This is a genomic window from Actinoallomurus acanthiterrae (assembly GCF_054775715.1).
The window spans coordinates 5,714,049-5,734,050 of record NZ_BAAHCO010000001.1; the positions used below are offsets into that span (position 1 = coordinate 5,714,049).

Sequence of the window (20,002 nt, forward strand, 5' to 3'; positions counted from 1 at the left end):
GGGAGTCAATGTGGTCATAAGGCCGACGAAGGAGGGCTCGTGACCTCGACCGATGGAAGAGGCCCCGCCGTCGCGGTGGACGGCCTGGCGAAGAGATACGGCGACCTCGAAGCCGTCAAGGGCATCGACTTCGAGGTCGCGCCGGGAGAGGTCTTCGGCTTCCTCGGCCCCAACGGCGCCGGCAAGACGACGACGATCAGCATGCTGTGCACGCTCGTCCGTCCCACCGGCGGCACCGCGCGGGTCGCCGGCCACGACATCGTCGCCGAACGCGACGAGGTCCGGCGCAACATCGGCCTGGTGTTCCAGGACCCCACCGTCGACGCCTACCTGACGGCGGAGCAGAACCTTCGTTTCCACGGCGAGCTGTACGGCGTGCCGAAGGAGGCGATGAAGGAGCGCATCGGCCAGGTGCTCACCATGGTCGACCTGGCGGACCGCAAGGACGGCAAGGTCGAGACGTTCTCCGGCGGCATGAAGCGGCGGCTGGAGATCGCCCGTGGCCTGCTCCACTCGCCGCGCGTGCTCTTCCTCGACGAGCCGACCGTCGGCCTGGACCCGCAGACCCGCGCCGCGATCTGGGGCTACATCCGACAGCTGAAGGACACCGAGGACATCACGATCTTCCTCACGACGCACTACATGGAGGAGGCCGAGTACTGCGACCGCATCGCGATCATCGATCACGGTGAGATCGTCGTCCTCGACACCCCGGAGAACCTCAAGGCCGGCGTCGGCAAGGACCGCGTACAGATCACCACGGCCGACGACGAGGCGGCGATCGCCGCCCTCAAGGAGCGCTTCGCGATCGACGCCGGGATCCACGAGCGCACCGTCACCTTCGCGGTGCCCTCCGGCGAGGAGTTCGTGCCGCGCCTGTTCGCCGAGCTCGGCGTGCCGATCCGCTCCGTGCACGTCGCGCGCCCCTCGCTCGACGACGTGTTCCTCAACTACACCGGCAGCACGATCCGCGACGCCGAGGCCGGTGCGAACGACTGGATGCGGATGATGAGGAGATGACCGATGTCCGTTGACACCCATCCGGCCGCCGAGATCGCCCAGGTACGGGTGGCGCGGCGCAGCGTGCGCCACGACCTGCGCGCGGTCAAGATCGTGCTGCACCGGGAGCTGCTCCGCTTCCTCTACGACCGCACCCGGATGATCTCCCAGCTGGTCCAGCCCGTGCTGTGGCTGCTGGTCATGGGCACCGGGCTGTCCTCACTCGTCGCGAGCGGCGGCGGGGTGAACCTCAAAACGTTCATCTTCCCCGGCGTCGTCGCCATGTCGGTGATGTTCACCGCGATGTTCTCCGCCGCCTCCATCGTCTGGGACCGGGAGTTCGGCTTCCTGCGGGAGATGCTCGTCGCGCCGGTCAGCCGGAGCGCCATCGTCGTCGGCAAGGTACTGGGCGGGGCGATCGTCGCCACCTTCCAGGGCATCGTGCTCCTCGCCCTGGCCGGGCTGGCCGGCGTCCCGTACGACCCGGCGATGCTCCTCCTGCTCGTGCTGGTGATGTTCATCGGCGCGTTCACGATCACCGCGTTCGGCGTGGTGCTGGCCGCGCGGATCAAGAAAATGCAGTCCTTCTTCGGCATCATGCAGATGGCGATGATGCCGATGCTGTTCCTGTCCGGCGCCCTGTTCCCGCTGTCGGGACTGCCGACCTGGCTGGGCGTCCTGACGCGTATCAACCCGCTCACCTACGCCGTCGACCCGCTGCGGCACGTGGTGTTCTCCCACATCACCGCCAGCCCCGCGCTGCTGCATCGGTTCAACCCCGGGGTCACCTGGTTCGGCTGGCAGGTGCCGCCCGCGCTGGAAGTCCTCATCGTGCTGGCGCTGGGCGCCGTCCTGCTGGGTGCCGCCGTTCTGCAGTTCAAGCGGACCGACTGAACGGCACCACTGCGGCGTCCTGGGAGCAGAGTCTCTCGACTCTCGCGGATCGGCCTGAGAAGGTCATCGAGCGGAGATGGTGGAGAGCGCCGATGAATGGCCGCCCACGGGCGGAGCGACTGCTCCCCGCGGGCGGCCGGCATCTCGACGAACCGTCGGTGGGCGTCGGGGAACACGTGCGAGTAGATCGCGCTCGCCCTATTCCTGACCAAGCGCCAAGAAATCGACGCCTGGGAGAAGACAGGTTTTCAAACACCTGCCGCGGGTCGCGACCGGCGGCATCGCTGTCGAGTACGCCTTCGGCTTGATATGGCCCGCCCGTGTCCTGGCTGTGCTGATGTGCCAGGAACCCCGCCGCCACCCCGCTGTCCGCAAGTACTGCGTCAAGCCGATCACCCGGCACGGGCCGGCGGAGATCCGGGAACAGGTTAAGGACTACCTCCGCCAGGAGTTCCCGCTCGGCTGGCCCGGACCGTCTGTACCGGACGAAGACACACACCGAGCGCTCTGGCCTAACGGCAACGCGGGACAGGACAGGCGGATTTGGGCACGTCAGCGTCCACCGTAATTTCGGGTGCAACCCCGACCCGTGCCGCAGGGCCGTTCCCGGCCCGAGGAACAGAAGCGTGGCCGGCAGTTCCCTGAGTCAACTTGGGCTGGCGGTGTTGTTGCCGGATCGTCGTCATAATCGGTGTCGTGTCTGCGTATGCCCAGGGCCGCTGGGGCCGAGAGGTTGATGATCTTTCGGGCGAGGGCCGGAACCTTCGGGAGTCCGGCATGGCGAAGCCGGCCGAGGAAGGACACCGAACGTTCGCCGACGGCACCCCGCCCACCCGGTCACCGAGTCGTTCGCCGCTTAAGGCCATTTTCGCTCTACGACTCCCCAGTCCCAGGACGGGTGCATCCGGGCTTCAGCTAAGAGCGGCTGCGGTTCAGCTGCGCGAGCTCCCCCAGGCCGAGCTGCTGCGAAAGCATCCGGTAGGGGTACATCTCCGGCGGCGGCGTGTGCGCGGCCAGCCTCATCTGCTCCGCTTCCGTTAGCGTGACGTCCGCCGCTCCGAGCAGGTCCTGGAGTTGGGTGAAGGTGCGGGGGCCGACGATCGGCGCGACGACGCCCTCGACGCCGAGGAGCCAGGCGAGCGCGACCTGCGCGATCGTCGCACCCTTGTCGCGCGCGATCGCTTCCGCCTCATCGACCACGCGGAAGTTGCGCTCGATCGCGCGGCGGTGGCGCGCCTCCTCGAGACTGTCCCCGGCGCCGGCCATCCGCGAGCCCGCCGGCGGTTCGGCATCGCGCGAGTACTTCCCGGTCAGGAAGCCGGCGCCGAGCGGCCCCCACGGAATCACGCCGATGCCGGCGGCGCGGCAGAACGGCAAGACCTCCACCTCGATCGAGCGCTCCACGAGCGAGTACTGGGGCTGCAGTGAGACGAACGGCGCCCAGCCGTTGCGGTCCTGCAGCCCGACCGCCCAGGCGAGCAGCCACGCCGGGAAGTTCGAGGCGCCGAGCGCCCGTACCTTGCCCGCGCGCACAAGCCCGTCGAGCGCCTCCAGCGTGTCCTCGAGCGGCGTGCCGGGGTCCGGTGCGTGGACCTGATAGAGGTCGATCACGTCGATGCCCATCCGCCTCAGGCTCGCGTCGCACGCCGCGCGCACACGGTCGGGCGCGAGGCCCTTCCCGGGCGGGTCGGAGACCGGCATGCAGACCTTCGTGGCCACGACGACCTCATCCCGGTGCGAGGCCAGCCACGGCGCGAGCGTGCGCTCGGACTCCCCGTCGCCGTACACGTCCGCGGTGTCGAGGAAGTTGCCGCCGGCCTCGAGGTAGCGGTCCAGCATCCGGTACGACTCGTCGCGCGGTGTCCGGCCGCCCATGAGCATCGTGCCGAGGCTGAGCCGGGTCACCTGGAGCGGGCCAAGGTTCCTGGTGCCCATCGGGGATGTCGCCTTCTCCGTTGTCATGCAGGAGAAGCTATGAGCCGGGCCGCTGATGCGTCCAATGTGTAAATCGTTGTCATCTCATATCGTCTTGCGCATGATGTCGACCTCACAACGCCAGCTGCGCGCCCTGTTGATGGTCGCGGATGAACTGCACGTGGGCCGTGCGGCCGAGCGACTCGGCGTCACTCAACCCTCACTCAGCCGGCAGATCGCCGCCATCGAGAAGGATCTCGGCATGCCTCTCTTCTCCCGGGCACGAAGGCGATTCGCCCTGACCCCGGCTGGTGAGATCGTTGTCGCCGGGGCCCGCGAGCTGCTTCGCCGGGGCGACGAAGTCGTACGCGACGCCAAACGCGCCCACGCCGGCGAGGTCGGCTCCCTTCGGCTGGGATTCGTCCAGTCGGCAACCTACGAAGTGATCCCGCGACTCGTCAGCGCCTTCCGCACCGCATACCCAGACGTCGTCGTCAACGCACGCGCCATGACGACCCTGGAACAAAGCGAGGCCCTACGCACCGGCCACCTCGATGCCGGCGTCCTCCGGCCCGTCACAGCGCTGCACGGGCTGACGACGAAGGTGATCTCGCGCGACCCGCTCGTAGCAGCCCTCCCGGCGACCCACCGGCTCGCGGGGTACGAACGAGTTCCCCTCGCCGCACTGGCCGACGAGTCGTTCGTGCTCTATTTCAGAGATTCCGGGCCGATCGTCCATGACACGATCATCGGTCGCTGTCTGGCCGCAGGCTTCAGCCCACGGATCGTGCAGGAGGCCCAACTCCAGACCATCCCCGCACTCGTCGCCGCCGGCCTGGGCATCTCCCTTCTCATCTCACCAACACCACCACACGATTCGAGCCAGGTCGTCTACCGCCCGATCCAGGACGACCTCCCACTCTGGGACATGGCACTCGCCTGGTCGGCGAGCAACCAGTCGCCGACCTTGGCCGGCTTCCTTGCCGTCGCCGAGGATGGCACGCCACATGGCGACGAACGACGCCAGTGGGTCGGGACTGTCTGAAAGATCGTGGGCCGGACTGGTGATCCGGCAGGCTGGAGCAGACGCGGACCGGAGCGATCTTCGTCGAGGCGGCCCGACAGGGAGAAACCGCAAGTCAGCGGCCAGGTGAGTGGTAGAGCGCCTGCGACTCGAACCCAGAACCTATGGATTGCAAGTCCACAGCTGTCGTTAGATGGCGATATCGCGTCGTGCTCCGCAGTGCCAGTAGATGCCGTTTGGTCCGCCTTCGCCGTCCCTTCCCCAGCGAATCAGTCGAATGCCCTACCGGGTACTGCCGGGAGGTACCGCGACATACGAGCACCCGCCGAGCACCCACGCCGACCCATTGCCGTGTCCGCGCGGGGAGGGTTGGCGGGCGTGCTGGGCCGCGCACATGCTCGCGGGACCATCCCCCGTGCGCGGGGAGCACGACCTCAAGTTCGACCTGGGGGAGTCGACGACGGGACTTCCCCCCGCGTGGCTTTGAGTTTTGACCGACGCACTCACGTAGTTGTCGAGTGTGTCTTCGACTGTTGATTAGTCGCATCGATGTAGTTCGGGAAAAGGGGGAGCGGAATTTGAGGGCCCCGATGGTGTGTACGTCATTTATCGGAAGCTTATCTTGTAAGGGCGGGCGCGGGCTGTGTCGCCGCTGGACCCAAGTCGTCGTCGCAGCTAGAAGGACCTCCGGAGGCGGCAATGCGGAGATCCTTGCATTTTATGGCGATTGTTGATATCGCGGAGCATTCGCCGGAATTAGGGGCTCACACCGTGGATCTGTGCTGGCGATTGCGCATGACATTGAGGGCGAGTGAGATCGCGGCGGCGGCGTTGGGGACCAGTTGAGTTGGGCGTTTCACCGCGCTGCCGTTGATCGGCTTTGGGACCTGGCAGCTGCGGCCCAAAACAGCGTACGAATCGGTCCGCGCGGCGCTGGAGATCGGTTACCGGCACATCGACACCGCGACGTTGTATAAAAACGAATCGGACGTCGGTAGAGCCGTGAAAGACAGCGGCTTGGACCGTGAGCAGGTCTTTGTCACCACCAAGCTTCGCCCGCAGGACGCGCGGCATGCTCGCCGTACCCTGGAGTCGAGCCTTCGCCTGCTCAACACCGGCTACGTTGATCTTTGGCTGATCCATTGGCCGACCGGCCGGAACGAACTCGTCTCGACCTGGCAGGAACTCCTGTCCGCCAAAGACGCCGGGCTGGTCCGCAACGTCGGAGTCAGCAACTACAGCCCTGCACAGATCGACCTGCTGACCAAGGCCACCGGACAGCAGCCGGCCGTCAACCAGATCCCGTGGAGCCCGACACAGCACGACCCGGCCCTGATGGAGGAGCACCGCAGCCGAGGGATCGTTGTCGAGGGCTACAGCGGCCTGAAGAACATCGACCTGCACGACCCCGTCCTCACCGAGATCGCCCAAAAGCACCAGGTGACTCCCGCCCAGGTCGTCCTCCGCTGGCATCTCGAACACAACATCGTGATCCTCCCCCGGTCATCGCGCCGCGAACGCATCGCCACCAACTACGACCTCGAAAGCCTCCGCCTGACGCCCGAAGACATCACCGCGATCGACAGCCTCACCCGAATCGGCTGACCGAAAATCGCAGATGAGCCCGCGCCAACTCGATCTCATCTACCCGCACCGGTCAGGGCGTCGGTTCACGACCTCGCTCCGACACAGACCTAACGCCTCGGACGCAATCACGCTCATCTCCATCGAACGCTGAACAGCACCAATGACCGCCGTTCCGCGGCAAGAGAGGTATTCGCCGGATCTCTCAGCCGCAAGGCTCATAAGTTGTGCGGGTGAGCAGTTGGATAGAGGACATCGTGACCTGGATCGGCGACATGCGTCGGCGCAGGCCGGTATTCCATTCAGAGGCCGACTTTTAGCATGTCCTGGCGTGGACGGCCCACAAGTCCAACCCGTCCCTGCGTGTCTGCCTGGAGACCAGACCTGCCCCCGGAATGCGCTTGGACCTTCTGCTGTCCAAGCCGGACGTCGGTGAGCACCTGGCCCTCGAACTGAAGTACCTTACAGCCGCGTGGGCCGGGGAGGTGGACCACGAGACCTTCACATTGCTCAACCAGGGCGCGCAGGACATCCGGGCCTACGACGTGGTGAAGGACATCCAGCGCGCTGAGCAGTTCACCGGCAGGTCCGGGTGGAGTGGCGCCGTCCTGGTTCTGACCAACGATCCCGCCTACTGGTCCCGTCCGACGCATAGCCGACCTACAAACGCCGACGCCTTCCGTATCTACGAGCGGCAGCAGATCAATGGCAGGCGGTCCTGGGGTTCCAACACCGGTGTCGGCACCATGAAGGGGCGGGAGGCAGCCATCGAACTCCAGGGCGGCTACACGTGCAGGTGGTCGGATTACGCATCCCTTCCTGGGCCCCGAGGAAGATTCCGACTACTCATCGTCCCGATCACAGGGCAGCTGGGGTAGACGCCGCTCAGGGGCACAAGCCGGCGTCGCAGGCGATCACAGCGACTTCGCGAAATCGACCATGTCCGCGAGAGCATGACGGAGCCTGTGCCGCTGCACTACCGCTCGTTCTTCGGTGTTCTGCGTAGCTTGCCGCGTAGTGTGCGGCGTGCGACAGGCCCAAGCTCGTCCACGACCTCGATGAGCACGGCCAGCCGGTCGAGCGCGTCCAAAGCCGCTTGGGCCCCGGCGGAGTCAACGCCCTCGTACAGTTCCAGCCCGACGAATCCGGCGCTCATCGCACGTGCGAGGCCCGCCGCGTCGATCAGCTCGGCCACCGGCGAGTCGGCCAGCAATCTTGTCAGCGTGTGCTCGATCGGGGTGATCCACAGTTGCAGGGCCGCCGCGGTGGCGCCGGCGATCCTTGGGTCGGCTTGGGCTCCGGCGAGCATCTGGGCGAGCACTGTGACGTTGCCCTGGGCGTGTTCCTCGGCATGCAGGGTGCGGCCGAGCGCGAGAAGCTGCCGCAGGTCGGCGATCTGATCGAGGCGTTCGGTGAACCCGGCGACCCGGGCCTGGGTCACGGCGAGGCATGCGGTCTGCAGCAGGTCGTGGACGCTGCCGAAGTGATAGAAGACCAGGGCCTGATTGACGCCGGCAGTGGCTGCGATGCTCCGCGCTGAGGTACCGGCCAAGCCGTGCGTGCGGATCGTCTCGATCGCACCCTCGATCAGGCGTTGTCGGGTGTCGGTCACGGCATCACGGTAGAGGTTCCGGGGGTTCGGCTTTCGACGCACCTGGATGAGGTAGGCGCTTTGGTGCGCCGTCGGGGCGATATTCGAAATGCCACCACTCGTTGTCGTACACCCGGTACAGACGGTATTGGGCACCGTATCGCTCCAGCCAGTGCGCGCCCTCGGTGGGCCGCACGTCCAGGGCGGTGCCCGCGACATGCCGGGATTCTTCTGACGGCAGCGCCCGCAGCCGGGCCGCCGTTGGTGACCCGGCTCGACGGACCTCCTCTGCGAACAGGCGTTCCTGCTCCCCGGCGTCCCGGTACCCAGACGTGAGGCCGATCAGTACGCCGTCTCGCCATAACGCCTGTGTGCGCGCCGCCGTGAATGCCGCACGGGTCGCCGATGTCAGACCGCTGAGGTCCTCGGCCGGAAAACGCGCCGCCAGGGCCCACTGGCAGGCCGTATGCCGGGCTCGGCACCGCGCGGTCGCGAACGCCGGGGGGAGTAACGCCACCGCCAGCATCCGGGTGATCACCTTGTATACGCGATCGCGGCGGCGATCGGGGAGGACGCCGGTCATGACGTCCCCAGTCTGGTCATATGCCCACCCACATGTTGTTGAGCATCTGCTCAAATCCAGCGTACGCCTGATTTGAGCGATCGCTCAAGAGAGGGCATATCGACCTGGACGTCAAGTCCGTAGAGCAGGATCGGCCCACTCATCCGGTCCGCGATGGCGCGGTCGAGGGCACGCCCGACCGCTGGTGGGAGCGGCACCAGCGTGACCCGGTCCCCTTTACCGACCACGCAGAACGCGGTGGTCGTGTTCTTCGCCAAGGTCGGTGATGTCACTGCCGGTCGCTTCGAAAACGCGCAGCCCCAATAGACCGAGCATGGCGACCAGCGCAAAGTCGTAGATGTTCGGTGACTGCCTCGCGGCAGTCAGCAGCGCTTCGAACTGCAGATGCGACAGGCCCAGCGTCGGCGAGTCCGCCGGTACGTGCGGGCGGCGGACGTGGTCGGCGGGCGAGTGCTCCAGTAGCCCGTCGATCACGCACGTGTGGTAGAACCCGGCACCACGGACAGCCGACGCGAGACAGTGGACGGACGGAGCCGGCGTATCTCCTGAGACCAGCGCACGTACAACTCGACGTCGGCCCTTCGTGCCTCCAGCGGGTTCAGGTCGTGGTTGACACACCAGCTCAGGTAGATAGATCCGAAGGTCGGACTCCGTGTGCATCCGTGAGGTGTCCTTGTAGGGCCAGGTAGGCCGCAGCCGCCAACCGCAGCGGCGCGGCATACGTGACGCCGGCTACTTCCGGCGTCTGCTCCTGGAAACGAGTCATACAACGACGCTGCGCCCAGCCCGCGGCCGTGGCCAGACGTGTAGGACACGCGGCATGAGCGTGCGGGCATCAACGCCGGCCGAGCTGCCGGTCGGGTCCCTCGTGAGTGTCGTGCCCACGGACTACGTTGAAGGGGTGTTCGAGGGTTTTGACGAGTTCGACATTGCGACGTCGCAGACGACGATCCATGGTGTCCAGGGTGGGTCCGGGCCGCCGGTCCTGCTGTTGCACGGCATTCCTGAGTCGCACCTGATGTGGCACCGCATCGCGCCGGCCCTGGCCGAGCGGTTCACCGTCATCGCGACTGACCTACGCGGCTACGGCGCGAGCGGCAAGCCGCCCAGCAGACCCGATCACGGGCCCTACCGGATGCGGGTGATCGCCGCCGACCAGGTCCAGGTGATGGCGGCGCTGGGCTTCGACCGGTTCGCGGTGGTCGGCCACGACCGCGGCGCCCGGTGTGCCTACCGGATGGCACTCGATCACCCGGCTGCGGTCAGCCACTTGGCGGTGCTGGATATCGTGCCCACCGGTGAGGCATACACCCGCGCCGACGCCGACTTCAGCCTCGGCTTTTGGGTCTGGTCGTTCTTGGCGGCTCCAGAGCCAGTACCAGAGACGATGATCGCGGCGGCGCCGCATGTTCTGGTCGACCACATGCTCGACGCCTGGTCTCTGGTGCCCGGCGTGTTCCCCGAGCGGGTCCGAGCTGCCTACGCCGCGGCCTTCACTGATCCAGACACGGTTCATGCCATATGCGAGCAATACCGTGCGGCCGCCACCTTGGACCTGGCCGACGACCAGGCCGATCGGGGCCATCGGAGCATCGGGTGCCCGACGTTGGTGTTGTGGAGTGCCACCGGCCCGGTCGGACAGTGGTACGACCCGCTTAATGTCTGGAAGGTCTGGGCCACCGACGTGCGCGGCGGGCCCGTCCAGGCCGGCCACTTCCTGCCAGAAGAAGCGCCCGAGGAGACCCTTCGCCACCTGCTGGAGCTACTGACATGAGACCGCGCCGGCACCAGAGCCTGTAGATCCTCCACTCGAACGCGGACGCACTCAATTCGGCATGAGCGGACGAGTGCTGGGGACGTCCATACCCGGTCCGGTTCTGCTAAAGGTCGCATCGACGATCTCCCGCATCGCATAGCGACTCTGTGTCGGCGGTCCCGTTATTGATCCACTCGACGATCATGGAAATTGAGCCAGTCGATGCGTGCTGATGTGATCCTGATGGCACAGTAAGTGGCTGTCTGTCTTGAGCTGGAGGTCCTGGTTTGTTTCGTGTTGGTGATGGCTTGATCGTTCTGTGGTCAGAAAGGGATGGCCTGGTCCCACGCACACGAGAGCTCACCCATGGTCATCAGGTTCGAGATGCCTTCCCATGGTTTCGCCCGGTCTCCCCGAGGATCAGCGGAGAGCCCTGACCGGGATCGGGGTGATCAGCCGCGGGGCAGGGAGATGACGAACCGTCCGGCCGCGTCGATGGCGATGTCTCCGTCAGCGGTACGGGCGAGTCGTCGAGCGAGCGCGAGCCCGAGTCCGACGCCGTCGTGACCGTCGTCTGGGTTGGCGCGCCGGCCCGGTTCGAACACTGCGTTGCGGAGTTCCACCGGTACGCCGGGACCGTCATCGGTGATGATGATCTCCACGTCGGCAGTGCACTCTACGGTGATCTGGTTCCGTGCGTAGCGGCGGGCGTTGTTCAGCAGGGGCACGAGGATGCGCTCGACCAGGTTCGCGGGTACCCCAGCCGTCACGTCTTTACCGGTTACCACGATCGGCGGCCCCTCCGTGTTGCGCTCGGCCAGATCACGGGCTAGGTGGAGCAGCTGGCATCGTCCGCGGACCTGATCGGTGGGGATGGTGAGCAGGGACTCACAGATCCGCTGCATGGTGGCCGCGCTCGCCGCGATCGCTTGATGTGAGACGTCTCGTTCGGCAGCGGTGCGGTTTCGCGCGATCAGCCAGTCGATCTCCGCGGTGATCTGGGCCAGCGGGGTCCGTAGTTCGTGTGAGAGTTCAGCGGTGAGTTGTTGTTCGTGGCGCAGGACGGCGGAGAGGCGATCGAGTAGCTGATCAAGGTTTCTCGCCAGCCCGCCGAGTTCGGCAGGACGGTGTTCCGCGCCGAACCGGTGATGGGTTCCGTTCTCTCCCCATTGCGTGGCTTGCTCGCTCATCTGTGTTACCGGCCGGAGGGCACCGTGAACGATCGCGCGAGTCAGTAGGTAGACGCCGAAGAGCAACAGCAGGGCGAGGATGGCGGAACCGGCCAGCACCAGACGGGCCAGGTTACTGTAGGGGTCAAGATCAACCGCGCTGACCACCGTGCCCACCCGGCGGCCTTCGGACAGCACTGGCAGCGAGTAGACCCTCCAGGCGTACGGCGTCTTGGTGTCCATGAAGGTCTTGCGCTGCCCGGCCATGCGGTCCGCACTCGCCTGCAGCCCTTTGGGTGCTCTGGGGCGCTCGATGGCCGTGTAACCCTGGTAGATCCAGACTCCGACATCCAAAGCACGGTCGTCGGAGGGTTCCAGCACTCGGATACGGCCGTCTGGCCAGGTCTGCAGGGTCGCTGCCACGGCCGCCGCCCGAGTCCGCAGCAGGTCATCAGACTGTCTACGCAGCTGCGTGTGAAGCGCCAGGTTGAAGACCATGGTGAGCAGCGTGACCCAGATCGCCGTCGTGGCCAGCGCGAGCAGAGCGAGGCGGCCGCGCAGAGTCGCCGGCGTGAGGGCCCTCATGTGAATCGGTAGCCGACGCCGCGAATGGTGCTGATGCCCCGCTCACACCCGGCTTCACGGAGCTTACGGCGCAGGCGCCTCAGGTACTGGTCGAGGGTGTTGTCATTGACTTGGGCGCCTTCGGGCCAGGCCGAGCGCACCAGGGCATTGCGCCGGACGACCGCGCCGGGGTCTGCCATCAAGGCGGCCAGCAGCCGGAACTCGGTGGGTGTAAGGGGTATCTGTGTGCCGTCCGCGGTCTTCAGCACGTGTGCGACCGGGTCCAGCCGCAGCCCGTCGACCTCGGTGACCGCCTCGCGACCGGCTCTGCGCAGCACCGCGCGGACCCTGGCAGCGAGTTCGGCCAGATGGAACGGTTTGGCGAGATAGTCATCGCCGCCCGCGGAGAAGCCCGAAAGCCGGGAAGTGAGGCCATCACGAGCGGTCAGGAAGATGACCGGCATGTCCAGCCCGGCAGCGCGCATGGCCTGACAGACGTCCCTGCCATCGGAGTCTGGCAACCCGATGTCCAGCACGACTGCGTCGATCTGGTCATCTATCGTCCGCAGCGCGCCTGCTCCGTCCGCGGCTGTCAACACCTCGAAATGCTCCTCGCGCAGGCCCCGGGCGAGAACGTCACGAAGTCCGTGGTCGTCCTCGACGACCAGGACGCGGTGGATGGTCACATCGTCAGGTTACGGACCTCCCGTAACCCGAACCCACCTGCCTGCCGAAGCGTTCAGGTTGTGTTCAGGCACGCCGTGCCAGCCTTCCCCGATGACAACAACTCAGCGGATCCGGATGGGCGAACCGACCGGCCGGCAGATGCTCAACAAGGTGCCTGAGGTCACGGTCTGGTTCTGGATCATCAAGATCCTCTGCACGACTGTCGGCGAGAGTTTCGCCGACTACATCAACGAAACCCTCGGCTTCGGCCTGACCAACACCATGCTGTTGTTCACCGCGGTATTCGCGGTCGTGCTAACGGTCCAGTTCCGTACCAAGCGCTACAGCCCGTTCCCGTACTGGCTGACCGTGGTGGTGGTCAGTGTCACCGGCACGCTGTACACCGACATGCTCACCGATGAGCAACACGTCCCGCTGTGGTTGAGCTCGACGGTGTTTTCGATCCTGCTGGCCATCGTCTTCGGGGTCTGGTGGCTGCGCGAGCGGACCCTGTCGATCCACAGCATCACGACCTTCCCCCGTGAGGCGTTCTACTGGCTGACCGTCCTGGTGACGTTCGCGCTGGGCACCGCTACCGGTGACTGGACGCTGGAGCTGACCAACTGGACGCCCGCGCAGTCGGTGTTCCTGCCGCTGGGCCTCATCGCGTCGATCACCGCCCTGTGGAAGTTCGGCGCCAACCCGGTGCTTTCGTTCTGGCTGGCCTACATCCTCACCCGACCGCTCGGCGCCAACATCGGTGACTGGCTCGCCTCCCCGAAGGTCGCGGCCAACCCCGGCGACCCGGTCGGACTCGGCCTGGGCACCTTCATCACGAGCCTGATCTTCCTCGGCGCCATCCTGGCAACGGTCATCTACCTGTCGATCAGCCGTAGCGACGTCGCCGAGACCTACGAGGCGACGCACGCGCCGTCGGTCACCACCAACGCGCGCCGGGAGCGCATCGCTCTGGGAGCCTTCGGCGTGATCGCCGCCGGCACCGCCGCGCTGATGGTCTGGGCCCACAATCAGCCCCACGTCACCTGCGACCCGACCGGTCAGAGCGAGACGATGCCGGCCTGCCCGAAGCCGGCCCTGACCGGCGACCAGACGACCGCCGCAGTGGCGAAGTACGAGAACCTCGCCCAGACGGCGATCGCCCAGGACCGGGCCGGGAAGGCCGCAGCCTCCCACGCCACCGTGCAGAAGATGCGCGATGACTGGGACGCCGACGCCACCTCGCTGCAGGCGGTCAACAAGAAGACTTGGACCCTGCTCGACAACCAGATGGACGCGGTCCTCAAGACGTACGCCATCGACCACGGCCACATCAAGCCGGCCCCAGCCGCCAAGCAGGAGAAGCAACTCAAGGTCCTGCTGGCCGACTTCAAGAGCCACCGCTTCTGAATGGGCGCGTGAAGTAGGCGGATCACCCTTCCGTCCCGCGCGGTGGCCGGTACGGGCGGCCGACGGTAGAAGCCCATGAAGACGCCGGCCCCCAGCAGCGTGACGAGTCCACCGGCCAGGCGTCCTACTCCCGAACGTGTCCCCGGGCGTCAGGCAGCGGAGCGTGACCGGGCCGGGGCGGCCGGCTTCACATAACGTCTGCCCGACCGGGCTCGGCACCCCGGTCGCCGTAATGCCGGGTCTGACCTGCTGAGACGCTTCTCGGTTCGGCTCGGTGTCCGCGACCGCTGGCCGTTATCCGGGCGGCGCTCCGCCCTCATGTACACCGCGTGACTGATGTTGCCCCGGTTCTGTGGACATGTTGGTCTGCCCCGGGTGTGGTGGAGGCGGGTTGCTGGATTCTTGTGCTACTCGATCATGAAGGAGTGGCGTGGGACGACGTGGCTATCCGCCGGAGTTCCGGCGTAAGGTGCTGGGCCTGATCGAGGCGGGCCGCAAGGTCGCTGATGTGGCCCGGGATCTGGGGATCAGCGATCAGTCGATCTACACCTGGCGGCGGCAGGACCGCATCGACCGCGGCTTGGAGCCGGGTCTGACCAGCGGCGTTGGCGTCAGGAACGAAGGGTGCGCAGGCCGGTGCGGATTTCGCTGACCAGGATCTCGGGCTGTTCCAAGGCCGCGAAGTGCCCGCCCTTGTCGGCCTCGCCGTAGTGGATCAGATTGCTGTAGGTGTCTTCGATCCAGCTTCGTGGCAGGCGTGGGATGTCCCTCGGGAAGACGGTCACCGCGACCGGAAGCGTCAGCTTCGGGCCGGCGAAAGTGGCCGATTTGTTCTCCCAGTAGATGCGGCCGGACGACGCTGCGCTGTTGGTGAACCAGTAGAGGGATATCGCGTCGAGCATGTCGTCCATGCTGAGGGCGTCCTCGGCGAGCCCGTGGTTGTCGGTCTTGGACTGGAACTTCTCGTAGATCCAGGCTGCCTGGCCGGCGGGAGAGTCCGCCAGGGCGAATCCGACAGTCTCCGGCTTCGTGCGCTGAAGGTGGTTCGACCCACCGAGATCGCCGGTGTAGAGGGCGAGGGCTTCCACGGCGTAGCGCTGTTCGGGCGACAAGGTGTCGGGTATCTGTGCGGGAAAGGCGTACTGGGTGTTCAGATGAATTCCGAGAAGCCCCTCAGGTTGCATGGCCCCGAGGACGGTGGTGACGACGGCACCCCAATCGCCGCCTTGCGCGGCCCATCTCGTGTAGCCGAGACGCTTCATCAGCTCCACCCACGCGCTTGCGATGCGCGATACAGTCCACCCGGTCTCCGTGGGCTTCTGGGAGAACCCGAACCCGGGGAGCGACGGGACGACGACGTCGAATGAATCGGCGGCGTCTCCTCCGAACGAAACCGGATCGGTCAGCGGGCCGATCAGCTTCAGGAACTCGACGATCGAGCCCGGCCATCCGTGCGTGAGTATCAGCGGCATCGCGTTGGGATTCTTGGACCTGGCGTGGATGAAGTGGATGTCCAGCCCATCAATCTCGGTCAGGAATTGTGGGAAGCGATTGAGCTCGGACTCGAAGCGCCGCCAGTCGTAGCCGCGCTCCCAGTAGTCGACCAGAGATCTGGCGTTCTCTACGCGAACCCCTTGCGACCAGTCGTCCACCGTTTCCGGATCCGGCCATCGAGTTCTGGCCAGTCGCTGCTTCACGTCGTCGATCTCCGAATCCGGGATCGAGACGGTGAACGGGCGGACGAGGGCCGAGGTCGGCGGCGTCGGTGCGGTCATTGCCTTCTTCTCCTGGGCTTCGAAGCACGGCGCAACTCTCCGTTGCACACCGGTGTGCAATCTACTTCACTGCACACTGGTGTGCAACAATGGTGTCGTGCCCACCGAGTCCACCCGTGTGCGCTCGATGAACGAGACACGCGATCGCATCCTCGATGTCGCCCTCGACGTGCTGGGAGAGAACCCCGACGCCGGAATGGGCGACATCGCCTCCGCTGCCGGCGTCGTCCGTCGCACCGTCTATGGCCATTTCCCCTCGCGCCTCGACCTGGTTCGGACACTCACGGAACGGGCCGTCGCCGAGATGACAGCCGTGCTCACCGAAGTCAACGCCTCCGACGCAGAAGCGGACGCGACGTGGGTCGAATTCGTCGCCCGCCTCTGGCCGGTGGCGCACCGGTACCGAGTGCTGTTGGCGCTGCGCCGTGGCGAGTACGGCGAGGCGATCCACGGCCTGCTCGGGCCAGTCGACGAGCTCCTCGCCGACCTCGTGAAACGGGGCCAGGACAGCGACGTGTTCGCACAGCACCTGCCGGCGGGCATTCTGAGCCAGGTTGCCTACGGCGTCGTGTTCGCCATCGCGGACAGCGACCTGTCGAACGGGACCCTCGGCGCCCGAGCAGCGACGATCACGAGCCTGCTGATGCTGGGAGTTCCCGAGACGCGCGCAATCGCTCTCGTGGGCGACCAGCCCTGACCCGCGGCACTCGAGCGGAGCTGCGGATCGTCCTGCTCCGGATACGACATCGACACCGCACCCCGCCAAGAATCCGGTGAGAACAGTGTGATCGCGACGATGTGAGTCGCACGGCGCGGCTGGAGCGTGTGCTCACGTAGACTGCCTCCCTCTCAGGCCCGTCGCCGACTTCTCACAAATGACCGGTGGTGCGAGGCCACCGCGCCGCGGGTCCGGCTGAGGCATTCCCCCTGGTCGCCGTTCGCAGAACCTCTCTCGCAACCTCGGCGTTCTGAGAGACGGTTCTGAGACGGCTGTGACCTGGGTGAACGCTCTACTTTGCGGCTGGTGACACGGACCCGAGCGGAGGGCCTTGTCAGTGGATCACGTCGAAGATCTGCTTTTGCAGGCCGTTGGCGTAGACGTCGTGCTCGATGAGCTTCAGTTTCTGGGTGTCCTTGTCCGTGGTGCTGAACAGTCGCTTTCCGGCGCCGAGCAGCAGCGGGAAGACGAGCAGGTGGTAGCGGTCGATCAGGCCGGCGTCCGAGAGGCTGTGGTTCAAGGAGGCGCTGCCATGGACGATGATCGGGCCTCCCTCGGTCTGCTTGAGGGCGGCGACCTGGTCGAGTGAGCGCAGGATCGTGGTCTCGCCCCAGTTCGTGACCAGGTTTTCCTCGGTGAGGGTGGTGGAGACGACGTACTTCGGCATCGTGTTGTAGTGGGCGAATTCCTCCATTTTCGGCCAGACCGGGCTGAACACCTCATAGCTGACCCGGCCCATCAGGATCGCGGTGGCTTCCATCTGCTCCCGCCCCTTGATCTCGTAGGCGTCGAGGAGGAACTCGACGTCCTTGAAGGTCCATCCGGAGTTCCGGTAGCCCGGTTCGCCGCCCGGGGACTCGACGACACCGTCGAGCGAGATGAAGGCAGTGCTGATCAGAGTACGCATTGAAGATTCCTTGCTCTGTCGTGTGTGTATTTCGGCTGCTCGGTTCCACGCTTGGGCCGCGTTGGAGCGGAAAGGGGTTGTTTCGGCGGCACCGGGAGTGGTCCAGTCGCCGGTGGCCCGACGGTGCCGGCGGCGTACGGGTGTACCTGTGGGGGCTGTCAGGCGAGGAGCCCGGTCAGCCACTGCTGCCAGGCCACCTCGGCCCCGTCCGTGTTCCGTCCGAAGAGGTGATGGAACATCAGCACCACGCCGGTGAAGTGGAGGAAGGTGTAGATCCCGTCTGTGGTGCGGACCTTGATGCGTTCGTCGTCCGACCAGACCACTTCGCCGTCAAGTGGCGGCAGGTCCGCCGGTTCGGCGTGCGCCCGAGCGCCCACGGCGACCGGCGTGGGCAGTGACAGCCCGCGGGTGAGCGCCGCGTGAACCTCCTGCGCCGAGCGTCCGTCCGACGGCGCGACGGCGAAGACGGGGACACCGGCGCGTCCTGGGAAGTGCGTCAGGTACTCGGCGAGCGTGTGGAGGTGGAAGGGCCAGCCGCGGCGCAGCGCGTCGTACTCGTCCTGCCAGTCGTCGCCGAGCAAGCCGCTGTGAACGACGCGGAGCACGGTGCTGCCGCCATCCCGTCCCTCGATCAGGTACTCGAAGGCCATGAACCGGCCATCCTCGGCGGTGGCCGTGCGGGTGGCGAGGCGTTTGCCGGGTTCGTAGGCGGTGATCACCGCCTCCTCCCGGCGGCCTCCGGTGTCCATGGCGGCGACTCCGCCCTCGCGTGGCTCGACCTCGTTGCGGCCCATGAACCAGGAGTCGATCCCCGGTCCGGTGGCGATCGCCTCCCAGACCCGTTCCGGACTTGCCGACAGGGTCGTCTCCAGCTCGATCTCGAAGGGGTGGGTCATCGTCGGTTCTCCTGTCCTGCTTCGGATTCGTTCTCGTGCGCCCCCGCGCCTGCCTGCTGGGTGCCGGGCGCGCTCGCCTGGGCGCCGGGTTGCGCGGGGATCTGGTGGAGTCCGACGACTACTCGGTGGTTCCTGCCCTGCGGCGCGAACTCGTCGTGGTAGCGGCCGACAAGGGCCGTCACGGCCTGGGCCAGTTCGTCGGCGAAGGCCGACCGGTCGGCCGCAGTGGCGAACCGCACCTCCGCGTCGATGCCGAAGGTGGCGACCTGCCGCCGGGCCCGGGAGGCGCCGGTCAGCAGGGTCCCGACCTCCTGCACCAGCCGGGCCCCCAGCGCCAGCAGCCAGCGGGCGGACAGCTGGTCCGGAGACCGGGAGGGGTCCGGGCTGACGGCGGCCAGGACGCTGGGCGAGATCACATAGGAGGCGGCGGTAGCGCGGTACACCCGTTCGGTGACGCTGCCCTTGCGCCGCTCCTCGGCGAGTTCGACCAGCCCATGACGCTCCAGTTCCTTCAGGTGGTAGTTGACCTTCTGCCGGGGGAGCTCCAGCCGGGCGGCCAGCATGGCGGCCGAGCCGGGCTCGGCCAGGGCGGCGAGGATCCGGGACCTGATCGGGTCCAGGGACGCCTCGGCCGCAGCGGGTTCTTCGATCACAGCGACTTCCAGCACCGCTCCAGGATCCAGCCGACAAAAAAATTTGTCAAGACAGTTTGAGTTGTCGGTGCGCTGAGCGGCCAATGGTGTGCAACGTCATCGTGGACAGAAGCCGGGCAAGGTCATGGCGACGCCGGCTCAGCTCCAGCTCCGCCTCATCCAGCGTCCAGCACTCGATGAGGTCTTCCAGCTCCCACTCGCGCCGCATACTTGGGCCCTTCTCCCGATCTCACAACAGACCGGGAGAACCCTCATCGGCCGCACTCCCGTTACGGACCGGTGCATCCCAGCCGTGATCGCTGCGCAACGAACCCAGGACGTAACGCCGAGTTGCTTTCCCCTGGTGACACGGACCCGAGTGGAGGGCCTTCCCACTCGTCGCCGTAGTCGGGGCACCAGCGGTGGTAACTGGTGTCGAGGTTGCCGCTCGGGACGGCCCGGCCATGCTCCGGATGCCACCCACCCCAATGACCCCATCGCAAGCAAGCGCGGGCCCGCCGGAACTTTCCATATGGATGCGTTCGCGCCGCGACGAAGTCCTCGGCGGCTTGATCAACGAGTACAGGCGCGCGGCGTAGACGGACAGAAAGGCCAGGTCGGCAACCGAGATCGAGTATCCGCACCCGACAGGTCCAGACGCTGCAGGCGAGCGTCACCGATCCCGAACAGGCGGACCTGCTCGACGTGCCTCCGTTCTTCCCGATCGTGCGCATCGAACGCACCACTCAGGACGACACCGGGCGCACCATCGAGTACGTGCAGTCCGTCTACCGCGGCGACCGGTACCGCATCACCACGAAACTCCACTTCGATCACACGTCCGGATAGGTCACGCGCGGCGAAGGAGTGTCGTGGTGTGGACGGTCAGTACGACCCGGGGCGCGCCATCCTGTCGGCGGCTC

At 66.4% G+C, this 20,002-nt stretch carries 20 protein-coding genes; 10 read left to right on the forward strand and 10 right to left on the reverse strand.

Annotated features, from left to right (window positions below):
• The first annotated feature begins 39 nt into the window (after window positions 1-39).
• Window positions 40-1,020 carry an ATP-binding cassette domain-containing protein gene (locus ACYVF7_RS27070; protein WP_460346274.1) on the forward strand — a complete coding sequence of 327 codons (981 nt, stop codon included), beginning with the start codon at window positions 40-42 and terminating at the stop codon, window positions 1,018-1,020.
• 3 nt (window positions 1,021-1,023) lie between these two features.
• The gene (locus ACYVF7_RS27075) at window positions 1,024-1,893 is read left to right on the forward strand and encodes an ABC transporter permease (protein WP_460346276.1); all 870 of its coding nucleotides are present in this window, start codon (window positions 1,024-1,026) and stop codon (window positions 1,891-1,893) included.
• Between the two features lie 915 nt (window positions 1,894-2,808).
• Here ACYVF7_RS27075 and ACYVF7_RS27080 read toward each other — a convergent pair.
• Window positions 2,809-3,855 carry an aldo/keto reductase gene (locus ACYVF7_RS27080; RefSeq protein WP_460346278.1) on the reverse strand — a complete coding sequence of 349 codons (1,047 nt, stop codon included), beginning with the start codon at window positions 3,853-3,855 and terminating at the stop codon, window positions 2,809-2,811.
• A 73-nt stretch (window positions 3,856-3,928) separates the two neighbouring features.
• Between ACYVF7_RS27080 and ACYVF7_RS27085 the strand changes: the two genes are divergently transcribed.
• The 3 genes from ACYVF7_RS27085 (at window position 3,929) to ACYVF7_RS27095 (ending at window position 7,293) form a co-directional block, all read left to right on the forward strand.
• On the forward strand, window positions 3,929-4,852 hold the full coding sequence (locus tag ACYVF7_RS27085) for a LysR family transcriptional regulator (RefSeq protein ID WP_460346282.1): 924 nt from the start codon (window positions 3,929-3,931) through the stop codon (window positions 4,850-4,852).
• A gap of 849 nt (window positions 4,853-5,701) precedes the next feature.
• On the forward strand, window positions 5,702-6,436 hold the full coding sequence (locus ACYVF7_RS27090) for an aldo/keto reductase (protein WP_460346284.1): 735 nt from the start codon (window positions 5,702-5,704) through the stop codon (window positions 6,434-6,436).
• A gap of 374 nt (window positions 6,437-6,810) precedes the next feature.
• Window positions 6,811-7,293, forward strand: coding sequence for a hypothetical protein (locus tag ACYVF7_RS27095; protein ID WP_460346286.1), 483 nt, complete (start codon window positions 6,811-6,813; stop codon window positions 7,291-7,293).
• Window positions 7,294-7,391: 98 nt separating this feature from the next.
• Here the strand turns inward: ACYVF7_RS27095 and ACYVF7_RS27100 are convergent, their stop codons facing one another.
• From ACYVF7_RS27100 to ACYVF7_RS27110, 3 genes are all read right to left on the reverse strand, one after another.
• Window positions 7,392-8,027 (reverse strand): TetR/AcrR family transcriptional regulator, encoded by a 636-nt coding sequence (locus ACYVF7_RS27100; protein WP_460346288.1) that lies wholly within the window; start codon window positions 8,025-8,027, stop codon window positions 7,392-7,394.
• Between the two features lie 4 nt (window positions 8,028-8,031).
• Window positions 8,032-8,589: a D-alanyl-D-alanine carboxypeptidase family protein gene (locus ACYVF7_RS27105; protein WP_460346290.1), complete on the reverse strand. Its 558-nt coding sequence runs from the start codon at window positions 8,587-8,589 to the stop codon at window positions 8,032-8,034.
• Between the two features lie 216 nt (window positions 8,590-8,805).
• On the reverse strand, window positions 8,806-9,063 hold the full coding sequence (locus ACYVF7_RS27110) for a hypothetical protein (protein ID WP_460346292.1): 258 nt from the start codon (window positions 9,061-9,063) through the stop codon (window positions 8,806-8,808).
• A gap of 346 nt (window positions 9,064-9,409) precedes the next feature.
• Here ACYVF7_RS27110 and ACYVF7_RS27115 point away from each other — a divergent pair, with 346 nt between their 5' ends.
• Window positions 9,410-10,363 carry an alpha/beta fold hydrolase gene (locus ACYVF7_RS27115; RefSeq protein ID WP_460346294.1) on the forward strand — a complete coding sequence of 318 codons (954 nt, stop codon included), beginning with the start codon at window positions 9,410-9,412 and terminating at the stop codon, window positions 10,361-10,363.
• Between the two features lie 434 nt (window positions 10,364-10,797).
• Here ACYVF7_RS27115 and ACYVF7_RS27120 read toward each other — a convergent pair whose 3' ends face one another.
• Together ACYVF7_RS27120 and ACYVF7_RS27125 are read right to left on the reverse strand one after the other, a co-directional pair.
• Window positions 10,798-12,099 carry a sensor histidine kinase gene (locus ACYVF7_RS27120; protein ID WP_460346297.1) on the reverse strand — a complete coding sequence of 434 codons (1,302 nt, stop codon included), beginning with the start codon at window positions 12,097-12,099 and terminating at the stop codon, window positions 10,798-10,800.
• On the reverse strand, window positions 12,096-12,764 hold the full coding sequence (locus ACYVF7_RS27125) for a response regulator transcription factor (protein ID WP_460346299.1): 669 nt from the start codon (window positions 12,762-12,764) through the stop codon (window positions 12,096-12,098). Before ACYVF7_RS27125 ends, ACYVF7_RS27120 begins: the two co-directional genes overlap by 4 nt.
• A gap of 91 nt (window positions 12,765-12,855) precedes the next feature.
• Here ACYVF7_RS27125 and ACYVF7_RS27130 point away from each other — a divergent pair, with 91 nt between their 5' ends.
• Together ACYVF7_RS27130 and ACYVF7_RS27135 are read left to right on the forward strand one after the other, a co-directional pair.
• Window positions 12,856-14,151, forward strand: coding sequence for a COG4705 family protein (locus tag ACYVF7_RS27130; RefSeq protein ID WP_460346301.1), 1,296 nt, complete (start codon window positions 12,856-12,858; stop codon window positions 14,149-14,151).
• Between the two features lie 430 nt (window positions 14,152-14,581).
• Window positions 14,582-14,803 carry a transposase gene (locus ACYVF7_RS27135; RefSeq protein WP_460346303.1) on the forward strand — a complete coding sequence of 74 codons (222 nt, stop codon included), beginning with the start codon at window positions 14,582-14,584 and terminating at the stop codon, window positions 14,801-14,803.
• On the opposite strand, the gene ACYVF7_RS27140 is transcribed toward ACYVF7_RS27135, so the two are convergent.
• Window positions 14,763-15,926: an epoxide hydrolase family protein gene (locus tag ACYVF7_RS27140; protein WP_460346305.1), complete on the reverse strand. Its 1,164-nt coding sequence runs from the start codon at window positions 15,924-15,926 to the stop codon at window positions 14,763-14,765. The genes ACYVF7_RS27135 and ACYVF7_RS27140 overlap by 41 nt on opposite strands.
• Before the next feature lie 97 nt (window positions 15,927-16,023).
• Here ACYVF7_RS27140 and ACYVF7_RS27145 point away from each other — a divergent pair, with 97 nt between their 5' ends.
• A complete protein-coding gene (locus tag ACYVF7_RS27145; protein WP_460346307.1) occupies window positions 16,024-16,623 on the forward strand; it encodes a TetR/AcrR family transcriptional regulator in 600 nt (199 codons plus the stop codon).
• Window positions 16,624-16,978: 355 nt separating this feature from the next.
• Here the strand turns inward: ACYVF7_RS27145 and ACYVF7_RS27150 are convergent, their stop codons facing one another.
• The 3 genes from ACYVF7_RS27150 to ACYVF7_RS27160 form a co-directional block, all read right to left on the reverse strand.
• Window positions 16,979-17,551, reverse strand: coding sequence for a dihydrofolate reductase family protein (locus tag ACYVF7_RS27150; RefSeq protein WP_460346309.1), 573 nt, complete (start codon window positions 17,549-17,551; stop codon window positions 16,979-16,981).
• Window positions 17,552-17,709: 158 nt separating this feature from the next.
• Window positions 17,710-18,447: an SRPBCC family protein gene (locus tag ACYVF7_RS27155; protein WP_460346311.1), complete on the reverse strand. Its 738-nt coding sequence runs from the start codon at window positions 18,445-18,447 to the stop codon at window positions 17,710-17,712.
• A complete protein-coding gene (locus ACYVF7_RS27160; protein ID WP_460346313.1) occupies window positions 18,444-19,115 on the reverse strand; it encodes a helix-turn-helix domain-containing protein in 672 nt (223 codons plus the stop codon). Before ACYVF7_RS27160 ends, ACYVF7_RS27155 begins: the two co-directional genes overlap by 4 nt.
• 600 nt (window positions 19,116-19,715) lie before the next feature.
• Here ACYVF7_RS27160 and ACYVF7_RS27165 point away from each other — a divergent pair.
• Window positions 19,716-19,928 carry a UTRA domain-containing protein gene (locus ACYVF7_RS27165; RefSeq protein ID WP_460358136.1) on the forward strand — a complete coding sequence of 71 codons (213 nt, stop codon included), beginning with the start codon at window positions 19,716-19,718 and terminating at the stop codon, window positions 19,926-19,928.
• Window positions 19,929-20,002: the final 74 nt, after the last annotated feature.